At 59.9% G+C, this 15,879-nt stretch carries 18 protein-coding genes and 3 tRNA genes; 4 read left to right on the plus strand and 17 right to left on the minus strand.

Annotated features, from left to right (window positions below; all coding sequences use genetic code 11):
- Window positions 1-38: 38 nt before the first annotated feature.
- The 12 genes from C1N56_RS11985 to C1N56_RS12040 all read right to left on the minus strand — a co-directional run bounded on the left by C1N56_RS11985 (window position 39) and on the right by C1N56_RS12040 (window position 9,706).
- A complete protein-coding gene (locus C1N56_RS11985; RefSeq protein WP_058759692.1) occupies window positions 39-386 on the minus strand; it encodes an ApeI family dehydratase in 348 nt (115 codons plus the stop codon).
- Entirely contained in the window at window positions 373-1,701 is a 1,329-nt protein-coding gene (locus C1N56_RS11990) for an AMP-binding protein (RefSeq protein ID WP_394516689.1), read from the minus strand. Before C1N56_RS11990 ends, C1N56_RS11985 begins: the two co-directional genes overlap by 14 nt.
- Entirely contained in the window at window positions 1,698-2,258 is a 561-nt protein-coding gene (locus C1N56_RS11995) for a COG4648 family protein (RefSeq protein ID WP_021508261.1), read from the minus strand. Before C1N56_RS11995 ends, C1N56_RS11990 begins: the two co-directional genes overlap by 4 nt.
- Window positions 2,259-2,266: 8 nt before the next feature.
- A complete protein-coding gene (locus tag C1N56_RS12000; RefSeq protein ID WP_021508262.1) occupies window positions 2,267-2,518 on the minus strand; it encodes an acyl carrier protein in 252 nt (83 codons plus the stop codon).
- Between the two features lie 11 nt (window positions 2,519-2,529).
- Window positions 2,530-2,787, minus strand: a complete 258-nt coding sequence (locus C1N56_RS12005; protein ID WP_021508263.1) for a phosphopantetheine-binding protein — start codon at window positions 2,785-2,787, stop codon at window positions 2,530-2,532.
- A 3-nt stretch (window positions 2,788-2,790) separates the two neighbouring features.
- Window positions 2,791-3,591, minus strand: a complete 801-nt coding sequence (locus C1N56_RS12010) for a lysophospholipid acyltransferase family protein (RefSeq protein WP_282995861.1) — start codon at window positions 3,589-3,591, stop codon at window positions 2,791-2,793.
- A complete protein-coding gene (locus tag C1N56_RS12015; protein ID WP_282995862.1) occupies window positions 3,581-4,312 on the minus strand; it encodes a beta-ketoacyl synthase chain length factor in 732 nt (243 codons plus the stop codon). Before C1N56_RS12015 ends, C1N56_RS12010 begins: the two co-directional genes overlap by 11 nt.
- Before the next feature lie 193 nt (window positions 4,313-4,505).
- Window positions 4,506-4,895 (minus strand): hypothetical protein, encoded by a 390-nt coding sequence (locus tag C1N56_RS12020; protein WP_058759697.1) that lies wholly within the window; start codon window positions 4,893-4,895, stop codon window positions 4,506-4,508.
- Between the two features lie 236 nt (window positions 4,896-5,131).
- On the minus strand, window positions 5,132-6,502 hold the full coding sequence (locus tag C1N56_RS12025) for an efflux transporter outer membrane subunit (protein WP_058780775.1): 1,371 nt from the start codon (window positions 6,500-6,502) through the stop codon (window positions 5,132-5,134).
- Complete coding sequence (locus C1N56_RS12030; RefSeq protein ID WP_021508268.1) at window positions 6,499-7,590, minus strand: HlyD family secretion protein; 1,092 nt, start codon at window positions 7,588-7,590, stop codon at window positions 6,499-6,501. The genes C1N56_RS12025 and C1N56_RS12030 overlap by 4 nt, the downstream gene beginning before the upstream one ends.
- Window positions 7,587-9,272, minus strand: a complete 1,686-nt coding sequence (locus tag C1N56_RS12035; RefSeq protein ID WP_394516690.1) for an MFS transporter — start codon at window positions 9,270-9,272, stop codon at window positions 7,587-7,589. The genes C1N56_RS12030 and C1N56_RS12035 overlap by 4 nt, the downstream gene beginning before the upstream one ends.
- A gap of 2 nt (window positions 9,273-9,274) precedes the next feature.
- Window positions 9,275-9,706 (minus strand): MarR family winged helix-turn-helix transcriptional regulator, encoded by a 432-nt coding sequence (locus tag C1N56_RS12040; RefSeq protein ID WP_058769594.1) that lies wholly within the window; start codon window positions 9,704-9,706, stop codon window positions 9,275-9,277.
- A gap of 478 nt (window positions 9,707-10,184) precedes the next feature.
- Here C1N56_RS12040 and C1N56_RS12045 point away from each other — a divergent pair, with 478 nt between their 5' ends.
- Together C1N56_RS12045 and C1N56_RS12050 are read left to right on the plus strand one after the other, a co-directional pair.
- Complete coding sequence (locus C1N56_RS12045; protein ID WP_021508271.1) at window positions 10,185-10,442, plus strand: biofilm/acid-resistance regulator YmgB/AriR; 258 nt, start codon at window positions 10,185-10,187, stop codon at window positions 10,440-10,442.
- Window positions 10,443-10,593: 151 nt separating this feature from the next.
- Window positions 10,594-12,093 carry a SulP family inorganic anion transporter gene (locus tag C1N56_RS12050; RefSeq protein ID WP_394516691.1) on the plus strand — a complete coding sequence of 500 codons (1,500 nt, stop codon included), beginning with the start codon at window positions 10,594-10,596 and terminating at the stop codon, window positions 12,091-12,093.
- 41 nt (window positions 12,094-12,134) lie between these two features.
- Here C1N56_RS12050 and rclA read toward each other — a convergent pair whose 3' ends face one another.
- Window positions 12,135-13,460: a reactive chlorine resistance oxidoreductase RclA gene (rclA, locus tag C1N56_RS12055; RefSeq protein WP_394516692.1), complete on the minus strand. Its 1,326-nt coding sequence runs from the start codon at window positions 13,458-13,460 to the stop codon at window positions 12,135-12,137.
- A 138-nt stretch (window positions 13,461-13,598) separates the two neighbouring features.
- Between rclA and C1N56_RS12060 the strand changes: the two genes are divergently transcribed.
- On the plus strand, window positions 13,599-14,462 hold the full coding sequence (locus tag C1N56_RS12060; protein WP_394516693.1) for a helix-turn-helix domain-containing protein: 864 nt from the start codon (window positions 13,599-13,601) through the stop codon (window positions 14,460-14,462).
- 110 nt (window positions 14,463-14,572) lie between these two features.
- A complete protein-coding gene (locus C1N56_RS12065; RefSeq protein ID WP_058769590.1) occupies window positions 14,573-14,743 on the plus strand; it encodes a hypothetical protein in 171 nt (56 codons plus the stop codon).
- A 112-nt stretch (window positions 14,744-14,855) separates the two neighbouring features.
- On the opposite strand, the gene C1N56_RS12070 is transcribed toward C1N56_RS12065, so the two are convergent.
- The 4 genes from C1N56_RS12070 to pgsA all read right to left on the minus strand — a co-directional run bounded on the left by C1N56_RS12070 (window position 14,856) and on the right by pgsA (window position 15,845).
- A tRNA-Leu gene (locus C1N56_RS12070) sits at window positions 14,856-14,941 on the minus strand.
- An 11-nt stretch (window positions 14,942-14,952) separates the two neighbouring features.
- Window positions 14,953-15,026, minus strand: a tRNA-Cys gene (locus tag C1N56_RS12075).
- Between the two features lie 43 nt (window positions 15,027-15,069).
- A tRNA-Gly gene (locus tag C1N56_RS12080) sits at window positions 15,070-15,145 on the minus strand.
- Between the two features lie 151 nt (window positions 15,146-15,296).
- The gene (pgsA, locus tag C1N56_RS12085) at window positions 15,297-15,845 is read right to left on the minus strand and encodes a CDP-diacylglycerol--glycerol-3-phosphate 3-phosphatidyltransferase (protein WP_021508275.1); all 549 of its coding nucleotides are present in this window, start codon (window positions 15,843-15,845) and stop codon (window positions 15,297-15,299) included.
- Between the last annotated feature and the right edge of the window lie 34 nt (window positions 15,846-15,879).

Genomic DNA, 15,879 nt, shown 5'->3' on the forward strand with positions numbered 1-15,879 from the left:
GTAGCAGGGAATCAGCACGCAGGGCGCAAAAGAGGCACTCAGCACAGGCGAATCTTCCCGCTGCTGGCGACCTCAGCCTGCGCACCGCGCAGCAGCGCGTAGCGAAAACTCAGCAGCGACTTCTCCGGCAGCCACTGCAACTGCAGCTCCAGCTGCGCATCCGGCGGCACCGGCTGCTGAAATTTGATGTTTTCAATCGAGGCAAAGCTCTTACCCGGCGCGAGGCGCGTCAGGCCGTAGTGCAGTACCCAGTCAAGCTGCGCCACTCCTGGCAGAATCGGCAGCGTCGGGAAGTGGCCGCGAAACCACAGCAGGTCGGCAGCCGCCAGCAGGCGCAGGGTGAGCGTGCCATCCTGCTGTTGCGCGTCTAATTCAACCGGTAACATCAAACAATTCCTCTATCTGCGGCCATGCGCGCTTGCTCTGCGCGGTGACCGGAATCGCCGTCACCACCCGCCAGTAGCGCGGCATGGCGACCGGCTCCAGCCAGGGTTGCAGCGCGCGTTTCCATTGTTGTTTACGCTGGTGCAGCGTGGCGGCGTCTGGCAGTTGCGGCAGCGCCAGCACCACCGCGATGGCATGGCGGCCGTGACGCTGAATCGCCAGCGCGGCGGCATCTTCCACACCAGGCAGCGCCAGCAGGCGACGCTCTACTTCGCTCAGCGACACGCGCTTGTCTTCAATTTTCACCACCCGATCCTGGCGCCCTGCCAGCTGAAACCGGCCCGACGGCTGCTGCACGATACGGTCGTCCAGCGCACAGCCCGCGCGGCTCTCCAGCAGATCGGAGAAGACCTGCCAGCGCTGCGGCGCGATCTCGCGCAGCGAGACGTGGGGGAAGCACTGCCACAGCGCAGCGTCATCGCTGGCCCGGCGCCACGCGATCACCCCGGTTTCGGTACTGCCGTAAATTTCATCCACCGCGCAGTCCAGCGTTTGCTGCGCGCGTTGCGCATCCGCGCCCGGCAACGCGCCGCCCGCGGAGACAATCAGTGCACAGGGCGGCGCCACCAGCGCCGTGTCCAGCCGGCGCAAAAACGCCGGACTGCTGATAAAGGCGTAGCGGCGATCGGCACGCTGATCCGCCAGTTGCTCACCATAAAAAATTTGCTGCGCGGCGAACGGCAGGCCGAGCGCCATCGGCAGAATAATGCGAAAACTCAGGCCATACAGATGTTGATGGCTTACCGAGGCAATGACGTGACACGCCTGCAGACGCGTGCCCCACAGATCGGCCAGCCACTGAGCTTCCAGATCCATGGCGCGCAGTGATTTGACCACGCGACGCGGCGTTCCGGTTGAGCCGGAGGTGAACAGCACCAGACTCGCCTGCGCCGCTATCTCTGGCAGCGCGCCCTGCGCCAGCGCGCCGTCCCAGCGTAGCTGTGGCAGGGTGACCGCCAGCGGCATATCGCTGATCACGCCATCAAGACTGTCGTGCATCTCTTCCAGCTGCGCTGCGCGGCAGTGGCCCGGGATGACCGGCGTTTTGCCGGCGTACCAGCTCGCCAGCAGCGCCACGGTAAAGTGGTAACTGTTGTCAAAGCACAGCGCCCAGCGTGCACCAGGCTGCGCCTGTAGCTGATGGGTTAAGCCCAGCACCTGCTGCCGCATCTGCGCCAGCGTATGCTGCTGTTGCCCCTGCCAGGCGACGAGACGATCGGCGCCGTGCAGCCAGTCGCGAATCGCCAAGGCCTTCATGCATGTTTCCTCATGCGCTGACGCAGCAGCCATTCGCCGCCCATCAGCGCGCCCATCAGCACATAGCTGATGCACCCGTTCCAGAGTGTCCATAGCCGGATATGACTCAGCAGGCAGGTGGTCAGTGCCACGCTGCCGTTGAAAATAAAAAACCCGCACCACACCTGCGTCACGCGTCGGGTATAACGGACGGCACGCGGCGGCAGCTGAGGTTCACGCAGGCGCGCCAGGCGCTCTACCAGCGGCATCGGGCTGAACAGCGACGCGGCGAACAGCAGAAGCAACAGGCCATTCACCACCACCGGATACCACAGCAGCAGATGCTGCGCCCGCAACACGATACTGGCGAGAGACAGCAGGCAGCCGATCAGCGCCAGCAGCAGCAGCGTGCGGTTCAGCGCGCCCTGCGCCTGACGCAGGCTCCAGATGCGCGCCGCAAACACCAGCGCCAGCAGCACCAGCACGCCGCGCCACTGCGGGTGAGTCAGCGCCAGCCATACCAGCAATGGCCAGGCGATCAGCGCCAGCGCGTTCAGCAGCTGCAACAGCCTGTGCATGGCGTTTATCAGGCCTGGTCGCGCATCAGCTGGTCGACGGCGTCAACCACGTCCTGTACGGTGCGCACCGCGCGGAAGGCTTCTGGCTTGATCTTACGCCCGGTGCGTTTTTGCAGATGCACCACCATGTCAACCGCATCAATACTGTCGAGTTCGAGATCTTCATACAGGCGAGCGTCCGGGCGGATCTCGTCCGGATCAATTTCGAACAGCGTAGTCAGCAGCGTCGCCACTTCCTGGTAAATATCTTGTTTATTCATGTCGACGGTTCTCAGGCTTGCTGTTGTTCAACAAAAGCGGCCAGCGTGGCCACGGAAAAAAAGTGCGCCCGCAGCGTTTCGCTCTCGGCGGAGAGCTGCACGCCGAAGCGGTTTTTCACCGCCAGTCCCAGCTCCAGCGCATCGATCGAGTCGAGCCCCAGCCCTTCGCCAAACAGCGGTGCATCGCTATCGATATCATCCGGACTGATATCTTCCAGATTCAGCGTGTCGATAATCATGGTTTTAATGTCGTCAATCAGTGCTTGCATAACTTACTTTGTCTCTTCAGGCACCAGCGCCTTTTGCAGATAACGCGTCAAACGGCGCGCGGCCAGCGGCTGCGCATCCTCATCCGCTTCGTGAAAGGCGTGGCTGGCAATACGCGATTGTACGCGTACCGTAAAAACCGGTTTAACCAGCGGAATCTGATACCAGCGGCTTTGCTTGTCGAGCATACGCTGGGTACAGGTGATATGAATCACGCGCAGATCGCATCCGGCGCGCACCGCAATATTTGCCGCACCGCGCTGCAGTTGCAGCGGCTGGCCGTAGCGGGTGCGCGTCCCTTCGGGGAAAATCAGAATGGTATCGCCGCGTGCCAGCCGCTGCTGGCTATCCGGCAGTAGCGTCTCCGCCTCGCTGTTGATCAGGTAATCGGCTGATTTAATAACGCCGCGGAAGAAAATGTTGTGCTGCAGGTCGGCCTTCACCAGGCAATCCATCTCGGGTAACAGCGAGGCGATCATCACGTAATCGATCAGCGACGGATGGTTGGCGACAATCAGGCAGCCGCGATCCTGACGCAGCGCTTCTGCACCCAGCATCTGATAGTCATACACGCCGACAAAACGGCAGAAGCGCAGAAAGCAGCGAAAGCTCCACGCAATGCTGCGGCGCGCGATCTGCCGCCGGCGCAGACCGTCACGCTGAATCAGCAGCAGCAGGTTGAACCAGATCAGCGACAGCAACAGACCGCCAATGCTGAACAGGCTAAAGCAAAGCGCGGTCATCACCAGCCGCCAGTAATAGTTGCCACCGCGCCGCTGGCGCATCGGCATAGCGTTATCCGCCATGAGCACGCTCCCAGCGCCACTGATGACGCTCGCCGGCCAGGGTGAAATCCGCCGTTTCGCTCAGCATCGCATGCAGAAACTGCAGGCTCTGCGGCAGCGCATCGGGCTGAGAGCGGGCGGCGGTCGCCGTACAGCGCCACGCTTCGCCGGCGCGCAGCAGCAGCGCAACCGCGTAGGGTGCATTAAAGGTATCGATCTCCGGCAGCCACGGACGGTAGTAGTCGGGCACCAGCCCGTCAAAATCCACCAGCAGCACCTGCCGGTAACCGGCCTGATGCAGCGTGCTGACCTCAAGCAGGCCCTGCTGGAAGCTGTCGATGCCGGCAGAAATTGACGATGACACTAATGGCTGACGTGCGGCGATGGTCAGGCTGCCGACCGCCGAGTTGTGCACGGACATTGCGAAGTCGGTGGGGGATAGCGGCTGGCCGTCCGCGAGCGTACGCAGAATACGCAGATTGCGTTCCAGTTCGCCATGGCGGCTGGTAAACACCACGGCGTCAACCGACTGTCGGGCCAGCAGCGCAAGGCCGCACTCAACGGCGGCACGGCTGCCGGGGCTGAGACGACGGGCAGTCATCATCGGTAAAAACTGAGGTTTGGCGATAGCCAGGCAGGCATCCAGTACCGGCGCGTGTTGCGCCCAGCGCTGCCAGTCGTCGGCGCTGCTGTGGCCCGGCGCGATGGCATGCCAGTCAACAAGGGAGTAAGCGAGTTTCATACCTGCATTCTTTCTTCAGCCTCAGGGATGGTCAGATTTTCGCTGCGCGGCATCCCTTCCCTGCTCTCTATTCCAGTCATCCGCCTCACGCGGATGTCGCCGAGTTCTCAGGCGGACATCGGGTCCGCCTGTTTCTATTTCGGCAGCGTGCCGGCTAACTTTACGATTAACTGTTAGCGGCGCGGGTGATGACTTATTTTACCGCCTGCACCGCCAGACGGGTCTGGATGCCCTGGTTCAGGTTCTGAATCCAGCGGTTATAGTTACGGTGAATCTGGCCACTGCCTGCTTTCAGATTGGTGCTGCTGACGTAATCAATGCGGTAGCTGTTAGCAGTGTAGGTGATACGGATATTCGCCGTGTGGCCGCGTTCTGCCAGCAGACCATTCATCACGCCCGGACCCGCCGGTGAGATCACCCAGTGATTGGCCGCGCCAGCTTCCACGATAGCCCGCTGCATCTGCTGATCGCTGTAGCTCTGCGCGACCGTCTGGCTGACGTTCTGGATCGGTGCCGTGCGCGATGCACAGCCGGTGATTAATACCGCTGCAACCAGCAGTGCCAGCGTGGCTTTTTTATTCATCATTTCCTTTTCTTCCCCTGTCATGGCAAGCCGCGCAACCACGCGACCGTGCAGGCAACAACCCCTGCATAGTTCCGTTCAGACTGTGTAAAGCGCCGCGGATAATACCACTAATTGTAAAGACAAGTAAAAAAAAGCATGAACCACTTAAGTTCGGGCTGGTGCTGTTGTGAAAGCGGGGTGAACGGGCTTTAGACATCATTTATGACCGCAGCCAGGCGGCTGCGGCATGATGATCAACCCTGCCAGCCGCCACCAAGTGCGCGGTAGAGATCGATTTGCGCCAGCAGCAGCGTGTTTTTCACCGCCACAATATTCAGCTGGGTGCTGAACAGCGTGCGCTGCGCATCAAGCTCATCGAGATAGGACGCATAGCCATTCTGATAACGGTTGCGCGCAATCCGCCACGCCTCGGCAACGTAGCGCTCCTGCGCCTGCAACTCTGTTAGCTGCTGCTGGCTGCGCGTGATGGCATCCAGCGCGTTATCCACCTCGGCAAAGGCGTTGCGCACCACCCTTTCGTAGCCATAAAGCGCCTGGTTGCGCGACGCCATCGCCACATCCACCTGTGCGGTCAGGGCTTCGCGGTTGAGCAGCGGTGCCAGCACGCTGCCGCCGATGCTCCACAGGCGGAACGGATTATCCAGCAGATCGTGTAGCTGGCTGCTCTGCAGCGTGCCGGACGCCGTCAGGTTGAGCGATGGCAGCAGCTGTGCCTGTGCCGCCGCCAGTGACGCGTCGCTCGCCAGCAGCAGGCGCTGCGCCTGGACTATGTCAGGCCGGCGATTCAGCAGCTGCGACGGCAGCAGCGCCGGCAGTGCGTGGGGTCGCAGCTGGTCGAACTGGCTGCTGCGCGCGATCTGGCGCGGATTCATGCCAACCAGAATGCTGAGCGCGTTCTCCTGCTGGGCGATCTGATGCTGCAGCTGCGGAATTTGCGCTTTCGCTGTCTGATACTCCGACGCCGCCTGCATCCATTCGAGCCGCGAGGTATAGCCGGTTTCGAACTGACGCTGCGCCAGGTTCAGCGAGTTCTGCCGCGTTTCCAGCGTGGCCTCGGTCACACGCAGCTGCTCGTCGAGCGCGCACAGGCTGAGGTAACCGGACGCGACCGAACTGGCCACCGTCAGCTCGGCTGCCGAGGCCGCCGCACGCTGCGCCGCCAGCGTGGCTTCCGCCGCGCGGATGCTGTTGCTGCGGCTGCCCCATAAGTCGACCTCATAATTCGCCTGCAGCAGTCCCTGAAAAACCGCACTTTCGTACGGCTGACCGGTCGCCGCTGACAGCGCACGTTGATGGGTTGCCGCCACGCCCGCCGACAGCGTGGGGAAGTTGTCGCCCTGCGCAGCGCGCAGCTCGGCGCGATACTGATCGACGCGCGACCGGGCAATGAGAATATCGCTGTTGTGCTGTAGCGCCTGGTTCACCAGCCAGTTGAGGCGATCATCACCAAAGCTGCGCCACCACTGTGCTTCCGGCGCGGCGGCGGGCCCGACCTGCTGACGCCAGTCGGGCGGAATCGGCAGCGACGACGGCGCCTGCTCCACTTCGCGGGCGCAGCCGGTCAGCAGCAGCGCGATGAGCACCGCGAGTAACGGCCGCTTCATAACGCATCCCGGTGTGGTTCGGCGGCGGTATCAATGTCGACTTCCACCGACATCCCCGGCCGCAGCTGCTGCAGTTCGTCACCAAGAATTTTGATGCGCACCGGAATGCGCTGGGCGATTTTCACGAAGTTACCGGTGGCGTTATCTGGCGAGATGGCGCTGAACTCAGATCCGGCGGCGGGCGAGATAAACTCAACGCGGCCGTCAAAGCGCTTGCCGTCCAGCGCATCAACGCGGATCGACACTGGCAGGCCGGGGCGCACGCGCGCCAGCTGGGTTTCCTTCAGGTTGGCAATCACCCATTTATTATCCGGCACCACCGAGGTCAGCCGCGTGCCGGCAGTAACATACGTGCCTTTGCGCACCGACAGCTGACCGAGCTGGCCGCTGTCCGGCGCGATAATGCGCGTGTTGTCCAGATCGATATTGGCCAGCTCCAGTGCCGCCTGCGCGCTGGCTACGTCGCCGGCCAGCGCCGCACGGTTGACGATGGTGGTTTGCAGATTCTGCTGCGAGACCGCCACCTGCGCCGCCGCCTGGCGCAGCTGGGCCTGAGCCTGCGCATTGGCTGCGCGCGCGGCGTCACGCTCGCGTACCGACAGCGAGCCATCCGCCGCCAGATTTTCCACCCGCTTCAAATCGAGACTGCTTTTCAGCGCCTGCGCTTTGGCATTCTCCAGCGCGGCTTTATTGCTGGCGATAGTGGCTTCCGCACTCTTCTGCTGCTGCTGGTTGTTATTCTGCGCGGCGATCTTCATCGCCAGCTGTGCCTGCGCCTGATGCACGCGCTGGCGATAGATACGATCGTCAATGGTCATCAGCAGCTGTCCTTTGCGCACCGGCTGCAGATCCACCACCTCAACGTTCGTCAGGTAGCCGCTGACCTGCGGGCTGATAAAGGTCACCTGGCCGCGCACGTAGGCGTTTTCCGTTGACTGGATGGTGCTGGTAAAGGGCCACAGCTGCCAGGCGTATAAAATCACCAGCACGCCCACGATGGCGATGCCGCTCCCGGCGGCGATAGAGAGAATGCGTCGGCGGTTGGTGCGCTCGCGCTCCGCAGCCTGTAGATCGTCCTGTTGACTCATGGGGTCTCCGTTCGGTTTGCTGGCGCAGCCTGCTGCTGTTGCTCAGTCAGATTATGTCGCGCCTGGCGCCAGTTGAGATAACGCAGCCGCGTCAGGCGCCACAGCACCCACATCAGCGTTATCATTGCCAGCGCGGCGGTCAGTAAATAGGTATCGTTATAAGCCAGCACGTTGGCCTGCAGCGTGGCCACGGTTTGCAGCTGACTGCTGCTCTGCGCGCTGAGCAGGCCGCTGTCCGCCAGCTGGCTGCGAAACAGCGCGCTGTACTGGCTGAGGCGATCCACCACATTAGGATCGAGCAGCGACAGCTGATCACCCAGCAGGCTGGAGTGATATTTTTCGCGCCACGTCTGGAAGGTGCCGAGAATGGCAGAGCCAATCAGCCCGCCAAGATTCTGGCTCATGCCAAACAGCACGACAAAACTCACCAGATTTTTCGGCTGAGTCACCACGCCGCCGATGCCAAGCAGCATCGCTGGCCCAAGGAAAAAAGCACTGCTGAAACCGAGCAGAAACTGGCTGAAGTAGAGATTGCTGGCACGCGTCAGCGGGCTGGATTGCGCATCCATCAGCGAGGCGACAATCATTACGGCCAGCGAGACCACGATTGGCCAGCTCAGATGGTTGGGTTTGATGGTCAGCGCGCTGGCAATCATGCCGCAGATCACGCCCGCAATGATCGCCAGCGCCAGCCCGCGCATCTGATCGTTGAGCAGGCCCAGCTGCTGCAGAAAGCCGACCGCGCCGGTATTCTGCTCGGCCAGCACGATGCGCATCATGATCATCACGATGCCGAGCCGCACGATCATGCCATTGCTCAGCCAGCGGGTGTTAATCAGCGGGTTAGCGCGGTTATGCTCCAGCACCACCGCCGCGACAATCAGCACCAGCGCCAGCGCCAGACAGACGCCGAGCCAGGGTGTGCTGAACCACCACTCAATGCGCCCGAGTGACAGCACGCCGCACAATAACGCCATGCCCGGTGCCAGCAGCATAAAGGTGACAAAATCGAGCTTTTCGAACGCTTTGATACGGTCGCCCGGCGGCAGCTTGACCACCAGCACGCAGCCCAGCGCAATCATCGCCAGGCCCAGCTCAAACAGATAGAGGCCGCGCCACTCCTCCAGCTGCAGCAGCTCGCTGGAGAACAGCCGCGCCAGCGGAATCGCCAGCTGCGAGGCGGTGATGCCAATCACCAGCGCTTTAAGCCGGTGCTTCGCCGGCCAGGCCTGGATCTGATAATAGATGCCCAGCGAGCTGAGCGCCGCGCCCTCCATGCCGTGCGCGGTACGCACGATAATCGCCGAGCTGAGATCGTTAGCGAGGATGTGAAAAAACGCCACGATGACGTACAGCACCAGAAAAGCTTCGGTAAACAGCCGCAGACCAAACTGCTGGCGGAACTTCACCAGCAACAGATTAATGGAGATATTGCCCATTACGTAGACCGCCGGCAGCCAGGCGATTTCGTTGCTGTACGCGGCGAAGGTGCCCTGCAGATTGGTGAGGTTGGCGGTCACCAGCGCATTACTCAGCGCACCGGTAATGGAGATCAGCAGGCCGATCAGGCCAAACGCGATGCGTTTCGATGGCGCATGCAGCGGTGTCGAGGGCGATCCCGGCAGCATCGGCTTTTCGTGCGGCAGCCATTCGCGAGGGGCATACGGGTTACGTTTCGCCACGGCTATACGTTTCCTAAGCGTTCAAGCAGCTGCTGCAACACGTTTTCGGTCACTGCCAGCGCGGCGGGATCGATATCGGCCAGCAACTGGGCGCGCAGCGCATCCGCTTGCGTTTTCACCGTAGCGAACGCCTCGCCGCCCTGCTCGGTTAACACCAGCAGGCGCTTGCGACGATCTTCCTTTGGCTGCACCCGTGCCAGCAGCTGCTGTTTCACCAGCCGATCGACCAGCGGCACTACACTGGCTTCCTCCAGCCCCAATAGCTGTGCCAGCGCCTTTTGCGTCGGCGGTTCACTGGCGGTCGCCACGCTGGCAATTGCCAGCCAGCTACTCATACTCAAACCGCTCTCTTTCAGGCGACGATCAACCGCCAGCCGCCACGCATGGGCAGTAAGATGCAACAGACGGGAAAACGGTTGTGGATGGTCAGTCAAAGCGTAGCGGCCTAATGGTTAGAGTTCTAACTAAATGGGAGGGTTATTATAAGCTAAGCGACGTGGGAATGAAAAGTTTGCTTACATCAGCAAATTTAGTCGTGCTGCGCGCAGATTACCAGTTTCACTTAAGTCGCGGAAAGGCCCGATCAGGTCGTGTGTACAGCTTGCCTGTATAACTTTTTTCGGCAAAATACCCTATAATATTGAGTAAATTAGCCTGATAAGCACGAAATGCACAAGCCGCCGCTTGTACAGATTATGGGTTACTGTATAACTTTAGCCGCCATGAATCGGTTAACGATTCGGTAACGAATGATGCAGTTGCGTCGCCTCTGAAGGTGTTGTGGATTTCCACCTTCAGAGGTGTCTTTTTGTGTTGGGTGGTGAGTCAGGTTTTTCGCGCCTGTCCGCGCGGAAATATTTCTTCCTGGTTGTGCTGGCCGCTGGGCCATCAGCCAATCTTAAGGGCTTACACATGCAAAATGCCGTCAACAGCAGCGATGCCATCGCTGACAATTTTAAACAGGCCGTTAACAGTGAAACCAATGAGATGGAAGTCTTAGGACATCTGATTGCTGAAATCCTGCACAGCGGTATGCCGGTGACCAATAAGGCGATTATTGCCGCCCTGATTGGCCGCCTGGAGCAGGAAGCCGATGTCGTCCAGCTGGATGTCTACCGTCACCTGCTGGAACTGGTGGTTCATCAGACTCCGGATGATTTTTCGCTGTAGCCGCAGCGGATTCCAGGGATGGAATCAACCTTATCGCCCTGTTTTACTGGCGCCTCGCGTCATCCCCCGGTAACATCGCCCGCGTTAACTTTTCCACTAAATATTGCTATGCCGTGACGGCATGCGCATCCAATAAAAGAGCCTGCAACAGATGAGTCAAACTGCCGATCGCCCCGCTGCCACAGCGAGCGACATCACGGTCGCACGTGTGCTGCGTTCACCCTCTCTTTTCACCCGCGAGTGCCTGGCCGGGGTGATTACCGCCCTGGCGCTGATACCGGAAGTGATTTCGTTTTCCGTGATTGCCGGCGTCGACCCTAAAGTCAGCCTTGTCGCTTCGGTGGTGCTGTGCCTGACGCTGTCGCTTCTGGGAGGACGGCCTGCGATGGTCACCGCGGCGGCCGGTTCCGTCGCGCTGGTGATCGGACCAATGGTGCACGCACATGGCGTGGAGTACATTCTGCCGGCAGTGATCCTCGGCGGTGTTATTCAAATCATTTTCGGCCTTGCCGGGCTGTCGCGCATGATGCGCTATATTCCGCGCTCGGTGATGATCGGCTTCGTTAACGCGCTGGGTATACTGATTTTCTTTGCGCAGGTGCCGCACGTCTGGGGCCAGTCGGGCCTGGTGTGGCTGCTGTTCGCCGCCACGCTGGCCATCGTGCTACTGCTGCCCAAAGTGCTTAAAAGCGTGCCTTCGCCGCTGGTGGCTATCGTGGCTGTCACCGCAGTCGCGCTGCTGCTGGGCTATCGCGTGCCCAACGTCGGCGATGAAGGGCCAATGCGCGCCGGCCTGCCGGATTTCAATACCCTGCTGGTGCCGCTTAATCTGCAGACGCTGCAGATTGTCTGGCCCACCGCGCTGTCGGTCGCCTTCGTCGGCCTGATGGAATCCCTGCTGACCGCCAAACTGGTGGATGACATGACCGATACGCCTTCCGGCAAGCGGCGTGAATCCTGGGCGCTGGGCGTCGGCAATATTCTGGCAGGCTTTTATGGCGGTATCGCCGGCTGCGCGATGATCGGCCAGACCATTGTTAACGTTGAGCTGGGCAAGGCGCGTACCAGGGTGTCCACCGTGGCCACAGCGCTGGTGCTGCTGTTGCTGGTCACCGGTCTGAGCCAGATCATGGCGCAGATTCCGATGGTGGTGCTGGCGGGCATTATGATGGTGGTCGCGGTGAAAACCGTGAACTGGCACAGCCTGCAGCCGGCCACGCTGAAACGCATGCCGTGGTCGGAAACGCTGGTGATGGTGCTGACCGTCGCCGTCACGGTGTGGACCGGTAACCTTGCGCTTGGCGTGCTGGTGGGCGTGATGCTGGCCATGATGCTGTTTGCCCGCCGCATCGCTCACGTGATCCACGCCGAACGTCAGCTGAGTGACGATGGCCAGCAGGTGCACTACACGGTGCGTGGCCCGCTGTTTTTCGCCAGCAGCAACGATCTGTTTGAGCATTTTGACTACGGCCACGATCCGCAGCGCGTCACCATCGATTTGACCCACGCGCAGATTTGGGATGCTTCCAGCGTGGCGGCGCTCGACGCTATTGAGTACCGCTACCAGCGGCACGGCGCCAGCGTCACCTTCACCGGCCTGGATAACCGCAGCAGCGATTTCCGCGATCGCCTAAGCGGCAATCTTGGCTAGATGTGCGATCGGGACGCCCGGTGCAGGCGTCCTGTTCGTCATTATTTTACCAGGGCAAACAGATCATTGAGCGATTCGCTCATGGTTGGGTGGGTAAAAATCTGGTCACGCAACACGCTATACGGCAGCCCGACATCCATTACCGTTTTCACGATGTTAATGACTTCATGCGAGTCCGCTGCCAGCAGCGCCACGCCGAGAATCTGCTGGCTGCCATTATCAACCACGGCTTTGAGCATGCCACGGGTGTCGTCAACAACGCGCGCACGCGGAATCGCGGCAACCGGCAGTGTCACCACCTGAATATCCCTCCCCTGCGCGCGCGCCTGCGCTTCAGTCAAACCAATGCGTGATAACACAGGCGTCATAAACACGGAATACGGGATGTTAATGCGGTCTTCGGTGGTGCGCGTGCCCTTACCCAGCAACTGATCGTAAACGATGCGGAAATCATCAAGCGAAATATAGGTAAACTGTGGCCCACCGGTAACATCGCCCAGCGCCCAGATATGATCCACGGAAGTTTTAAGCTGTTTATCGACGCGCACCGCGCCGCGCGCATCGGTCACCACTCCCGCGTTTTCCAGTTTCAGTGCCTTCGTCGCCGGGCGACGGCCCGTGGCAACCAGCAGCACATCGACTTCACGATCGCCCTGTGCGGTATGCAGCGTCACGCTGTCGCGACCGCTGGTTACACGCTGTAATGCAGTGTTGAGCTCGAGCTTAACGCCCTGCTCCTGCAGGATCCCGGCTATCGCCGCACTGATATCATCATCTTCACGCGCCAGAAATTGCGGTGCACTTTCAAACAACGTCACTTCGCTGCCAAAACCGGCAAACATGGAAGCAAACTCAACGCCAATATAACCGCCGCCGAGGATCCCCAGCCGCTGCGGCAGTTGCGTTAAATTCAGGATACCGCTGCTGTCAACCACGCGCGGTCCGGCAACTAAGCCTTCCAGTGCGGGAAACACCGCTTCGGCACCGCTATTGATAAAAATACGCTCAGCATGAATCTGGCTGACCTGCTGCGAGGAAGTGATTTTCAGCGTGTGGGCATCCACAAATTCCGCCTCGCCATCAATAACATCGACCTGCGCAATAGCGGCCAGATTGAGGTAATTCTTCTCACGCAACAATTCTACTACTGCCGCTTTGCGCTGCATGGCATCGCTGAAACTGGCATGATGTTGCACATCGTGTACCAGTGCTTTCGTTGGGATACAGCCAACATTAATGCAGGTGCCACCATACATTACGCGGGATTTTTCGATGATCGCGACACGCCATCCGGCGCGCCCCAGTGCCGCCGCCAGCGTTTTACCTGCTTTACCAAATCCGATGATTGCTGCCTGATAATGGTTCATGATGTTCTCCATAAGCGTCAAAAATAGTCATCACCCAAAGCTTACGGTTTGCTGCCGCGCCGTATTTCGCCGCAACGCTGGTATTTTTGTCTTTGCGTCTGAATCAAGCGGGCAGTTCAGGTAAAAGGGAAAAAACAAATGGATCCATTGAGTCAACTGCTGCTGCTGCATAACCCGCAGGGCAGCATAGATAAGAACTGCGTGCTGAGTGGTGAGTGGCAACTGCCGCACAGCGCCGGGCACCTGTGCGCAGTGCGCTGGCATACGGTCACAGGTGGCCCGGTCATGCTGGATATGCCCGTCACTGCGGGTGTCGAACTCCCTGCTGGCAGCGTCATATTTCTGCCGCAAAACGCCGCGCATCGTATTTATCAGCGCCATACGCAGCCAACCCAACTGGTATGCGGCCTGCTGGAACTGCCCGCGTCGGCGCATGCTTTCCTCACCGCCCTGCCCGAAGTGCTAATGCTGGCCCCCGAACCCACAAGCAGCGATGGGCGCTGGCTGGCTGCGGTGCTGCCGTTCATCACCCAGAGTGCTGACGCACTGCCAGCTGCTGGTGATGCCGCACTTCGCAGCCAGCAGATTGGCAGCCTGTTCACACTGGCGGTGCGTCATGGGCTCTCAACTCACGCAGCGCACCCTGGCTTACTCTCCGTGGCTCTGCATCCACGTCTTGGCCCTTTAATCACCCAACTGTGCGCCGCGCCGGAAAGGCCGTGGACGGTAGAAGCCATGGCTCAGCAAGTGTTTATGTCCCGCGCTTCCTTCGCGCTGCTGTTCCGCCAGCTCAGCGCTACCACGCCGCTGGCCGTGCTCACCGCCCTTCGTCTGCAGCTGGCCGCTCAGCGACTGGCGCGCGAAACAGCCCCGTTAATCAACATCGCTCTGGCCGTCGGCTACGCCAGCGAATCATCCTTTCACAAAGCGTTTGTCCGTGAGTTTGGCTGCACACCGGGAGAATACCGACGTCGTGTTGAAACGCTGGCGCAGGACCGCTAAGAGTAAAGAAGAAAACTGTACGCGCTTCGCTTGCGTAAAGGCGGATTCGTGGCTTTGCTTATTTCTCAGTGCGTTAACGATTACGCGGTTCATAACAGGAGGAGAGCAAGATGAGTGGTTTGATGAAGGCAGCCTTAGCGGCACTGACATTGGTTACCCTGGCCGGCTGTATGCAACACAGCGATGCGGTGGGCAGTGACGGACGTCCACATGCGCCCAGCAAGCAGTCAGTACCTGGCGCCAGCGAAGGCGAAGGCCCGGTCGGCCAGCCACAGGATTGAGATTAGCGGGACAGACGTTATGTCCCGGTTTTATTTTTCAGGCACAAAAAAACCGCCCTTGGGCGGTCACGACATTGCTACTTATTGCTTTGATTTTATTCGGTATTAAATATGGTGCCCGGGGCGGGACTTGAACCCGCACGACCATAAGCCGAGGGATTTTAAATCCCTTGTGTCTACCGATTTCACCACCCGGGCAGGGTGTAAACTGGAGGCGCGTCCCGGAGTCGAACCGAGGTGGACGGATTTGCAATCCGCTGCATGGCCACTCTGCCAACGCGCCTTTTAATCTGAGGTGCAAGCCGTCTGCGACGTATTGCAATATCTGGAGCGGGAAACGAGACTCGAACTCGCGACCCCGACCTTGGCAAGGTCGTGCTCTACCAACTGAGCTATTCCCGCATTTACTTATGCTTCACCGAACTTGCTGATTTTATTCAGCTTCTTGCAGCCTTGCTGCCGTTCGATGCGATGCATTCTACTTATCTGACGCAACGAGTCAATAGAATTATCCACACACTGCGTCCGTTTGCTGCTTTTTAAATCGCATCGATCAGCTATCGAGCAAATCGCCGCGTGCCGCGCTTAAATACTGGAACATTGACCAGAAAGTCAGCACCGCTGCGATGTACAACGCCACCACGCCAACGCCTACTACGGTCGCGTCCGGACGCCACAGCAGCGCCACCAGCGACAGCATCTGCGCCGTGGTCTTCACTTTGCCAATCCACGACACCGCCACGCTACTGCGCTTGCCAATCTCCGCCATCCACTCACGTAAGGCCGAGATAATGATTTCACGCGCGATCATGGTGGCGGCCGGCAGCGTGATCCACCAGGCGTGGAAATACTCGGCGACCAGCACCAGCGCCATCGCCACCATCACTTTGTCAGCGACCGGATCGAGAAAGGCACCAAAACGTGTTGTCTGCTTCCAGCGACGCGCGAGGAAGCCATCAAACCAGTCAGTGACCGCAGCAATGACAAACAGCAGCGCCGTCGCGAAGGGAGCCCAGTGAAATGGCAGATAGAACGCCAGCACGAAGAACGGGATCAGAACAACTCGAAACAGGGTAAGACACGTCGGAATGTTAAATTGCATATGCCAGTAACTGTCTGGTGTGAGTAGGATTTAA

This window comes from Pantoea sp. SGAir0175 (assembly GCF_043547855.1).